Raw genomic sequence first — 10592 nt, forward strand, 5'->3', positions numbered from 1 at the left:
TGGGGCGTAAGGTCAGCGGCGACTCGCCGCCGCCCGCCCCTCTTGCCAAGGTTGTCGAAATATGCTATAATAGAATCAGAAGTGATTCCGTCAATGGATTCCAAAAGAAAGAGGTACAAAAAGATGCGTAATACCACAAGTTATGAAAGCCCGTTCTGCACCCGCTATGCCAGCGAGGAAATGCAGCACGTTTTCTCCGCTGACAAGAAGTTCTCCACATGGCGTCGCCTTTGGGTGGCTCTGGCTCGGGCAGAAATGGAACTCGGTCTGCCCGTGACACAGGAGCAGGTGGACGAACTGGAAGCCAATATCGACAACATTGACTATGACGTGGCAGAAGCAGAAGAAAAACGCCGCCGGCACGATGTCATGTCCCACGTGTATGCATACGGTCAGGTCTGCCCCAAGGCTGCCGGCATCATTCATCTGGGTGCAACTTCCTGCTATGTCGGCGATAATACAGACATTATCGTGATGCGTGACGCTCTGGAGATCGTTCGCCGCAAGATGATTAACGTGCTGGCAAATCTCGCTCACTTCGCCATGGAATATAAGGGCATGCCGGCTCTGGCATATACCCACCTCCAGCCGGCACAGCTGACTACAGTGGGCAAGCGTGCTACACTGTGGATGAACGAACTGCTCATGGACTTCAATGAACTGGAATACCGTATCGCAAACCTGAAGCTGCTGGGCTCCAAGGGTACCACCGGTACACAGGCTTCTTTCATGGAACTGTTCAAGGGCGATACCGATAAGGTCAAGGAACTGGAAGCCAAGATTGCCAAGGAAATGGGCTTCAACGGCGTTGTTCCGGTTTCCGGTCAGACTTATTCCAGAAAGATCGACTCGCAGATTCTGGCAACCCTTAGCGGCATTGCACAGTCCTGCAGCAAGTTCTCCAACGATATGCGTCTGCTCCAGAGCTTCAAGGAAATGGAAGAACCTTTTGAAAAGACTCAGATCGGTTCCTCTGCAATGGCATACAAGCGGAACCCCATGCGTTGCGAGCGTATCACTTCTCTGGCTCGCTACGTGATGATCGACAGCCTGAATCCGGCATTTACCGCAGGTACCCAGTGGTTCGAGCGGACACTGGACGACTCTGCCAATAAGCGTGTTTCCGTACCGGAGGCATTTCTGGCAGTCGATGCGATCCTGAACATCATGCTGAATGTTACCGACGGTCTGGTGGTATATCCGAAGATGATCCGTCAGCGGATCATGCGGGAACTGCCGTTCATGGCAACCGAAAATATTATGATGGACGCTGTGGAAAAGGGCGGCAACCGTCAGGAACTCCACGAAAAGATCCGTCAGTATTCCATGATCGCCGGCAAGCACGTCAAGGAAGAAGGTCTGGACAACGACCTGTGCGATATGTTGCTGGCAGATCCGGCATTCATGATTACCAAGGAAGATCTGGACAAGATCCTGAAGCCGGAAAACTTCACCGGCCGCAGCGAACAGCAGACCGAAGAATTCGTGGCAGAGTGCATTCAGCCCATTCTGGACGCAAACAAGGATATTCTGGGCGAACACTTCGAGATGAAGAACTAAGGAAACACTACATAAAGCCCGTCTGACGGCTTTATTCTTGCGTATCCCATAGAAAACAACCCTCGGCGGAATCCAATCGTCGGGGGTTGTTTTTTCGTAGGACGAAAAATCACCGCAGGTCTTGACAACTTCCTCAAAAAGGTGTACCCTAAACAAAGAATCATCAAGGGAGGAATCATCATGCCGATCCAGATTCGTGCGGCAGTGCCGGCAGATGCACCGGCACTGCTCGCCATTTATGCCCCTTATGTGGAGCAAACTGCCATTACATTCGAGTACGATGTTCCCGCAGAGGCGGAATTCACCCGCCGTATTGTGGACACCCTGCAAAACTACCCCTATCTGGTGGCAGAACAGGACGGCGTGCCGGTAGGGTACGCCTACGCCGGAAAATTCCACGAACGTGCTGCCTATGACTGGTCTGTGGAAACGTCTATCTATGTGGAACAGCACCGGAAGCGACAGGGTATTGGCAGACTGCTCCACGATGCACTGGAACAGGAATTACGGCGACGGCATTTCCTCAACATGAACGCCTGCGTTGCCTGTCCCATAGGGGAAAATGACCCCTACCTCACACGGGACAGCATTTGTTTCCATGAAAAACTGGGGTATCGCATGGTGGGCGAATTCCACCAGTGCGGCTATAAATTCGGACGGTGGTATCACATGGTGTGGCTGGAAAAGCATATCGGCAGCCACGAGGGAACGCCGCTGCCGGTACTGCGGGGATAATTTCAACAATGGATTTGCGTGAAAGGATTTGCGTGAAAATTTTCCTCGTCCTATTGACTAATCTGCCGTTTTCGGGTATCATAAGAAGTAGGAAATTTTTGCAGTATCCCCTGCACGGAATACGGAGGACACATACATGAACAAACAAGGACGGTTCACAGCCGTTTTGCTGAGCGGAGTTATCCTCTGCGGCATCGGCACCGGCTGTGCCGCGGACGGCTCCAAAACTGCCAAGGCAGACTACACATGGAGCAATGTTGCCATTGGCGGCGGCGGATATGTCACCGGCATGGAGTATAACCCCAAGGAAGAAGGGTTGGTCTATGCCCGCACAGACATCGGCGGACTGTACCGCCGGAAAAAGGACACTGACTGGGAACCGCTGACGGACTTTCTGGGGGCGGACGAATGGGGCTATATCGGGATCGAGAGTATGGCGACCGATCCGGTGGAGCCGAACCGCGTTTATTTTGCCGGCGGCACGTATATGAGCGATGATGCGGCACTGTTTGCCTCGGACGATTACGGCGAAACATGGACACGCTTTGATGCTCCGTTCAGCTGCGGCGGCAACCAGTCCGGACGGGGCTGCGGCGAACGCATGTGCGTCAACCCCAATAACAACAAGGAAGTCTGGTTCGGCAGCCGTGACAGCGGTCTGTGGAAAACCACCGACTACGGCAAGAACTGGGAAGAGGTCACCTCTTTTCCGGAAAAGGGCGACTATAAACAGGAGAGCAACAGTATCGGCATTCTGTGGGTGACTTTTGATCCGACTTCCGGCGACATGTACGTTGGCGTGGCAATGACAGACGGCACCTGCATTTATAAAAGCACAGACGGCGGCGACAGCTGGACAGCACTGGCTGCCAATGCGGCAGGCATGTACCCGCTGCATGCTGCATTCTCCAACAGCGGAAAGCTGTATCTGGCGTACTCTGACAATTGCGGTCCGAATCTGTCCCCCACGGCTGGGGCAGTCTATGTGTACGATACCCAGTCGGACAGCTTCACGGATATTACGCCTGATCTGAACGACGGCAGACAGGGCGGCTTCGGCGGCATTTCCGTAGATGCCCGGAATCCGGATACGGTGGTGGTTTCCACGCTGGGCTGGTGGTCGGACAACGGCGACAATCTGTACTACACCACCGACGGCGGTGACAGCTGGAGCGGACTGTTCAACCTGAACACCAAGGAAAACCACTACCAGATGGACACTGCACAGGCGGAATGGCTGGACTGGGGCAGAGGTGAAAATCAGGCGAAAACCGGCTGGTGGGTGGCAGATGTCAACATCAACCCGTTCAATTCTGACGAGGTGATGTACGGCACCGGTGCAACGATCTATTCCACCCAGAATATGACGAAGATCGGCACAGAGCCGGTGACCATTGCCTTTGATGCCTACGGGCTGGAAGAAACGGCAGTGTTCAAAATGCTGGCACCGCCCAGCAAGGACGATTCGCCCCAGCTGTATTCCATTATGGGCGATCTGACCGGCTTTGCCCACAAGGACGTGACACAGTGCCCCGATGATGCCCACTTCATGAAAAACGGCAAGCCCACAGATTTAGATGTGGCATTCCAGAACCCCAACACGGCGGTATACCTCAGCGAGGAAAAGACCACCACGATCAATTTCACGCAGGACGGCGGTGCCACATGGGAAACCGTAAAGCACAAGCCCGACCCCGCCATTGGCGGACAGGTGGCGATGTCCGCGGACGGCAGCTCCACGATCTGGGTGCCCAACAGCATTTCCGGAAAGCCCTATGTGACCACTGACCTCGGAAAAACGTGGTACTATGTGGAAGGACTGGGCTTTAACGCCAAAATTGCCGCCGATCGGGTGAACCCGAAGGTGTTCTATGCCACCTGTGACGGGCTGTTCTACGTGTCCAGGGACGGCGGCGTGACTTTCGAATCCACGGGACAGATGGTGGCAGATTCTGCCGAACCGGTGGCGGTGTTCGGGCAGGAGGGCAACGTCTGGATCTCCAGCAGCACCATGATCATGTACACGGAGGACGGCGGCGAAAGCTTCCAGACTGTAAAGACCCTGCCCACCGTGGACAGCATCGGCTTCGGCAAGGGCAAAGAGGAAGACAGCTATCCGGTGATCTATGCCGAGGGCGACGACGGCGAAAACGGCTACGGCATCTATCGCTCGGAGGACAAGGGCAAAAGCTGGATAAGAATCAACGACGAGCAGCATAAGTTCGGAAACCTGAACCCCAAGTACATCACCGGTGACAGCAATGTCTACGGCAGAGTGTACTTCTGCACAGACGGACGGGGAATCGTAATGGGTGATATTGCTTCGTGAAAAAAAGACATTATGGAAAATACATTTTTCGCTGGCTCATGACCTTGCTGTTGCTGGTGGGGCTGGTGTTTGCCGGCATCGGCGGCACAAGGCTGCTGCATATCTATCTGACCAGCACCGGCAGACAGGCGGCAGATGTTCCCAGCAAACAGGATTATCCGGTGCGTGGAGTTGATCTGTCCTACTATCAGGGCAATATCGACTGGGACGTGCTGGCATCACAGGGCGTGGACTTCTGCTTTATCAAGGCGACCGAGGGCGTTGACCACAACGACAGCCAGTTTGCACAGAACTGGCAGACAGCACAGGCGGCGAAGATCTACGTGGGGGCATATCACTTTTTCCGGTTTGAGGACACGGGAAGGGAGCAGGCGGAAAACTTTATCCGCACAGTGCCGGTGACGGAAAACACCCTGCCGCCGGTGATCGACGTGGAATTGTACGAGTCGCTGGGCGGCAGCATGCCGGACACCGGCACCGCAAGGCAGAATCTACAGGAAATGCTGGATCTGCTGGAAGCACACTATGGTGTAAAGCCCATTCTCTACGCCGCCCCCAACACCTATCGGGCATATGTGAAATCGTTTGCAGCGGACTATCCCATCTGGATCAGCAACTACTATTATAAGCCCTATTTCGACTGGACATTCTGGCAGTATACCGATTCCGGCGAACTGGAGGGCTATGACGGCTATCAGACCCATATTGACCTGAACGTCTACGCCGGAAGCATGGACGAATTCCGGCAGCAGTTCGGCTTACAGGCATTTTAGAAAGGAACTATTATGACAGAACCAATTTTTTTGCAGGGAATCTGTAAGGACTACCTCTGGGGCGGCAATCGCCTGCGGGAGGAATTCGGCAAGGAAAGCGATGCTGACAAGATCGCTGAAAGCTGGGAACTCGCCTGCCACAAGGACGGCAGCAGCATACTCACTTCCGGCAGTGATGCAGGGCTGAACCTGCGGGAATATCTGGACAAGAACGGCACCGCATTCCTCGGCACCAACTGTGCGGACTGTACCACTGTGCCGGTGCTGATCAAGCTGATCGATGCCAAACAGGACTTGTCCATTCAGGTGCACCCCGATGACGACTACGCCATGCGGGTGGAGGGAGAAGCCGGCAAGACGGAAATGTGGTACATCGTAGATGCGGCTCCCCACGCTGCCCTGTACTACGGACTGAAACAGGAAGTGACCAAGGCGGAATTCGAACAGCGGATCCACGACCAGACCTTGACAGAGATTCTCAATCGGGTGGAGGTCAAGCCGGGGGAACTGTACTTTATCCCCTCCGGTACGCTGCACGCCATTGGTGCGGGGATCCTGCTGGCAGAGATCCAGCAGAACTCCAACACCACTTACCGTGTCTACGACTACGGCAGACGGGGAGCAGACGGCAAGCTGCGTCCGCTGCACATTGAAAAAGCTCTGGACGTGACCAATCTTCGTCCCATTGCCCCCACGGTGCAGTATCCTGCGGAGGCGGTTTCCGGCGGCACGGTGCGGAAGCTGGAAGCGTGCAAGTATTTCGCTTCAGACGTGGTGACTGTGCACGGCACGGTTGCATTTACCGTAGGGACAGAATCGTTCCACCACCTGCTGTTCCTGTCGGGAGAAGCCACTCTGCAAACAGAATCCGGCAGCTATCCGGTGAAAAAGGGCAGCAGTGTGCTGCTGCCTGCCGGACTGGGAGCCTATACCGTGACCGGCGAAAGCGTACAGTACGTGGTTACCCGCGTGGACGAAAAATTGAGTTGACAATTCCACATGATGGATTTGCATATTGAGGAGGAAACATATATGAAGTATTACATTGGTATTGATCTGGGCGGCACAAATATTGTTGCCGGCGTAGTCAACGAAAGTTATGAGATTCTGGCAAAGGCAAGCGTCAAGACCAATCTGCCCCGTCCGGAAGAAGAAATCGCTGCGGATATGGCAAAGGTTTCGCAGGAAGCTGCGGAAAAGGCTGGCCTGACCATGGCGGACATCGAGTGGATCGGCGTAGGCACACCGGGCGTTGCCAACAGTGCCACCGGCGTGATCGAATATTCCAACAATCTGGGCTTCAATAACACTCCCATGGTGAAGTATCTGGAAACTGCACTGGGCAAGCCCACCTTTATTGAAAACGATGCCAACGCTGCTGCATACGGCGAATATGTTGCCGGTGCTGCAAAGGGTGCCAAGAATGCAGTTTGCATCACACTGGGTACCGGCGTAGGTGCCGGCATCGTCATTGACGGCAAGATCTACAGCGGCTCCAACTTCGGCGGTGCAGAAGTTGGTCACACTGTCATTTCCGTAGACGGTCCGCAGTGTACCTGCGGCAGAAAGGGCTGCTTCGAGGTATACTCCTCTGCAACCGGTCTGGTTCGCATGACCAAGGAGGCACTGGCGGCCAATCCGGAAAGTGCCATGAAGGACGAGGAACGTATTTCCGCACGGACTGCGTTCAACTACATGCGTGCCGGCGATGCTACCGCAAAGCAGGTGGTTGACGATTACATCAAGTATCTGGCAGCTGGTATCACCAACACCATTAACATTTTCCAGCCGGACATTCTGTGCATTGGCGGCGGCGTGTGCAACGAGGGCGATCCGCTGCTGGTTCCCATGAAGGAGATCGTCAAGAAGGAAGTCTACACCCGCAACTCCGCAAAGAATACCGAGATCGTGATTGCGAAGCTGGGCAATGATGCCGGCATTATCGGTGCGGCATTCCTGGGCAACGCACACGACTAATGGCAGCACTGCATCAAGCCGCCTGACGGCTTTGCACGATTTGTGTCACAACAGCATAAAAATCAATCTGATAAGCACCCCGAGAGCCAAATGCACCGGTTTTCGGGGTACTTTTGTATCAACATTCTGTACAATTCCCTAAAATGAGATTTGTGCATCTTGCTGGTTTCTTGGAAAAGGGAGGGGGTGAATGGGGAAAATCTCTTGACAGCTTGCACAAAAGGTGATAGAATAAGGTGGATAAGGTGAGCACTGCTTCAGACGGCAGAGGACTGTTCTGTGCAGGTTACACAAAAAAGATAAGGAGTTCGATCACATGAAGTTTATGAAGAAACTGCTCAGCACCATGACGGCTGCGGCAATCGGGCTGTCCATGACCACTGCACTGTCTGTGGGAACCTCTGTTGCATCTGCGGCAGACAAGACTGCGGTACAGATGGTGGAGGACATGGGTCTGGGCTGGAATCTGGGCAACGCTCTGGATTCGACCAACACATGGACCAGCAATCCCTCTCCGGCAGATATTGAAACTGCCTGGGGCAACGTGGTTGCGACCGAAAACATGATCAAGGAAGTCAAGAAGGCTGGCTTCAACACCGTCCGGATCCCTGTCACCTGGTGGGATATGACCGGTGCTTCCGGCACTGCAAAGATGGATTCGTTTGACGGTACAGTTGCAGATCAGTATCTGGCAAGAGTCAAGGAAGTCGTAGACTACTGCGTAGATAACGGTATGTATGCGATCATCAACACTCACCACGATGAGGACTGGGAAAAGGATACCTCCAAGATCGCAACATTTGAAAAGCTGTGGAAGCAGATCGCGACCTACTTTGAAGGCTATGATGAACATCTGGTATTCGAGGGCATGAACGAAGTCAGCTTCTCTACCAGCGATGCCATGACCTATAATCAGGCGTTTGTAGACACCGTCCGTGCAACCGGCGGCAACAACAAAGACCGTCTGCTGATCTGCACCGCAGACAGCAACAACACCGCAAAGGCACTGTCCAGCAGCTTCTCCATGCCGAAGGACGACTCCAATATGCTGGCGGTTTCCGTACACTACTATGAACCGCCGACGTTCTGCGTTGCAGACACCACTTCCACCTGGGGACATCGGGAAACATGGGGCACTGCCGCAGACCTGAGCAAGGTGGAAAAGGATTTCAATGACCTCAAGACCAAGTTTACTGACAATGGCTATGGCGTTGTGATCGGTGAATACGGTGCATGCAATGCCGACAAGTACGGCGTAAACACCACACCGTATAACAAGGACGAAGAATCCATCAAGGCATTCTATCAGGCAATTGCTTCTACAGCATACAATATGGACGGTATCTGCCCCGTTGCATGGGACGACTCTGACTCCGGTACAATCTGCCTGTTCAGCCGTAAGAATATGAAATGGTTTGACGAAGACCTGAAGAACATCTTCTCCAACATTGCTTCCGGCGGAAATGTAGACCCCGGCAAGCAGAAGACCGACCGTCTGACATTCCAGGCAAGCGACGTTGCAGACGGCAGCGATCTGCTGATCGACCTGAAGCCCTACAAGGATTACGGCGTAAACTTGACTTCTGTTGTCATCAACTATACAATTAAGGGCAACAAGGCTTCTTATGGTACCGGCGGTGCAGTACAGTACAACATTGTAGACAGCAATGACGGTTCTTCGCACTGGGCATACCAGCCGTATTCATTCACAGTCGGAGAAAGTGTAACGACAGTAGACATTCCGGCAACCACCAAGGCAACTGACGAGGACGGAAACGAATTCGAAGGTCCGCTGGATATGGACTACCTGAAGATCGGTCACTGGTATGACTGGACCGACCCGAAGGGCGGCAAGGTAGAATGGTCTTATGTTGATGTCACTCTGATCTTTGACAACTTCTTCTATGTAGACGGCGATCCGGATCAGACAACAGCAACAACACAGACTACTACCGAAGCACCGAAGACCACTACTACAGAAGCTACCACAACTGCACAGCCGCAGGGCGACCCGATCGGTAAGGCATACTTCATTGGTATGATCGGTGCAGCAAACAACTGGGCAGAGGGCGACGATGAAGGTGCCGCAGTGACACCGATCACCGGCGACGGCACATACAGCGTAGACTGGGACGTTACCGGCGGCGGTACCGATACGGTTCAGTTCCTGGCAGTTTTGATCACACCGGACGGCGAAACCGAAAACTTCACCACCGATACCTTCAAGAATCTGAAGGTTTCTCTGGACGAAGTCTGGGTTGACGGCGTAAAGATCGAAGATTACACCGTTAGTGAAAAGGCAATCAACACCCACTATTATGAAGGTGAGGGTCCGGGCGTTACCCGTCTGTACCTCCACGATGACTGGTCCACCAAGATCAAGGATCTTGCAAGCAAGACCACCATTGCAAAGGATATTCGCGTAGTATTCACCATTTCCGGCACTGGTCACGAAGGTCCGGCAGTGACTACCACAGAACAGACTACCACCACAACTGAAAAAATTACTACCACTACAACCACCACAACTACCGAAGCAACTACTGAACCGACTACCACCACAACCACTACCACAGCGATCGAAACAACCACCACTGAAGCAACTACTGAACCGACTACCACTACAACCACTACCACAACACCGGAGCCGACCACAACAACGACTGCGGAAACAACTACTACCACCACCGAAGAAACCACAACTACAACAGAAGCAACCACCACTACCGAAGCAACCACAACCACTCCGGAACCGACTACCACCACAGCAGAAACCACGACTACAATCATGACGATGCTGACTACCACAGAAACCACTACAACGACAACCACCACCGAAGAAACTACTACCACCACAACAACTACCACTACTACAACGACAACCACCACTACTACCACCACAACCACGACCACTACCACCCAGTATGAGGGCCCGATGCCGAAAACGCTGTTCGGTGATGTGAACATGGACGGCAGAATCGACATCACAGATGCTGTTCTGCTGAACAAGATGGCAGCTGGTGCAGTTGAAGCAAACCAGTCCCAGCGTCTGAACGGCGATGTCAACGGCAACGGCGAGATCGATTCCGCTGACGGTCTGGTACTGTTTATGTTCGTGATCCAGCAGATCAACACCCTGCCGTATCAGGCAGAAATCTGATCGGTGAAAGGCTGTTAAAAGTTTAGGCAATACCGCACAAAGAGCGTCTGGGGACTTT

Annotated in this window: 7 protein-coding genes; all 7 read left to right on the forward strand. The window is 53.5% G+C overall.

Annotated features, from left to right (window positions below):
• Positions 1–123: 123 nt before the first annotated feature.
• The 7 genes from purB (at position 124) to RUMCAL_RS06150 (ending at position 10534) form a co-directional block, all read left to right on the forward strand.
• A complete protein-coding gene (gene purB, locus RUMCAL_RS06120; protein ID WP_021681786.1) occupies positions 124–1560 on the forward strand; it encodes an adenylosuccinate lyase in 1437 nt (478 codons plus the stop codon).
• A gap of 180 nt (positions 1561–1740) precedes the next feature.
• Entirely contained in the window at positions 1741–2295 is a 555-nt protein-coding gene (locus RUMCAL_RS06125; RefSeq protein WP_040647284.1) for a GNAT family N-acetyltransferase, read from the forward strand.
• Between the two features lie 136 nt (positions 2296–2431).
• Positions 2432–4624 (forward strand): WD40/YVTN/BNR-like repeat-containing protein, encoded by a 2193-nt coding sequence (locus tag RUMCAL_RS06130; protein WP_021681789.1) that lies wholly within the window; start codon positions 2432–2434, stop codon positions 4622–4624.
• Entirely contained in the window at positions 4621–5397 is a 777-nt protein-coding gene (locus tag RUMCAL_RS06135; RefSeq protein ID WP_021681790.1) for a glycoside hydrolase family 25 protein, read from the forward strand. Before RUMCAL_RS06130 ends, RUMCAL_RS06135 begins: the two co-directional genes overlap by 4 nt.
• 12 nt (positions 5398–5409) lie before the next feature.
• Entirely contained in the window at positions 5410–6387 is a 978-nt protein-coding gene (gene manA, locus RUMCAL_RS06140; protein WP_021681791.1) for a mannose-6-phosphate isomerase, class I, read from the forward strand.
• Between the two features lie 42 nt (positions 6388–6429).
• A complete protein-coding gene (locus tag RUMCAL_RS06145; protein ID WP_040647285.1) occupies positions 6430–7374 on the forward strand; it encodes an ROK family protein in 945 nt (314 codons plus the stop codon).
• Positions 7375–7690: 316 nt separating this feature from the next.
• Positions 7691–10534, forward strand: coding sequence for a cellulase family glycosylhydrolase (locus RUMCAL_RS06150; protein ID WP_021681794.1), 2844 nt, complete (start codon positions 7691–7693; stop codon positions 10532–10534).
• Positions 10535–10592 lie beyond the last annotated feature (58 nt).

The organism is Ruminococcus callidus ATCC 27760, assembly GCF_000468015.1.
Lineage (GTDB): Bacteria > Bacillota > Clostridia > Oscillospirales > Ruminococcaceae > Ruminococcus_C > Ruminococcus_C callidus.

Excerpts from the sequence above, each read along its gene's own strand:
- purB (WP_021681786.1), top strand. The coding sequence starts at position 124 with ATGCGTAATACCACAAGTTATGAAAGCCCGTTCTGCACCCGCTATGCC.
- RUMCAL_RS06125 (WP_040647284.1), top strand. The coding sequence starts at position 1,741 with ATGCCGATCCAGATTCGTGCGGCAGTGCCGGCAGATGCACCGGCACTG.
- RUMCAL_RS06130 (WP_021681789.1), top strand. The coding sequence starts at position 2,432 with ATGAACAAACAAGGACGGTTCACAGCCGTTTTGCTGAGCGGAGTTATC.
- manA (WP_021681791.1), top strand. The coding sequence starts at position 5,410 with ATGACAGAACCAATTTTTTTGCAGGGAATCTGTAAGGACTACCTCTGG.
- RUMCAL_RS06145 (WP_040647285.1), top strand. The coding sequence starts at position 6,430 with ATGAAGTATTACATTGGTATTGATCTGGGCGGCACAAATATTGTTGCC.
- RUMCAL_RS06150 (WP_021681794.1), top strand. The coding sequence starts at position 7,691 with ATGAAGTTTATGAAGAAACTGCTCAGCACCATGACGGCTGCGGCAATC.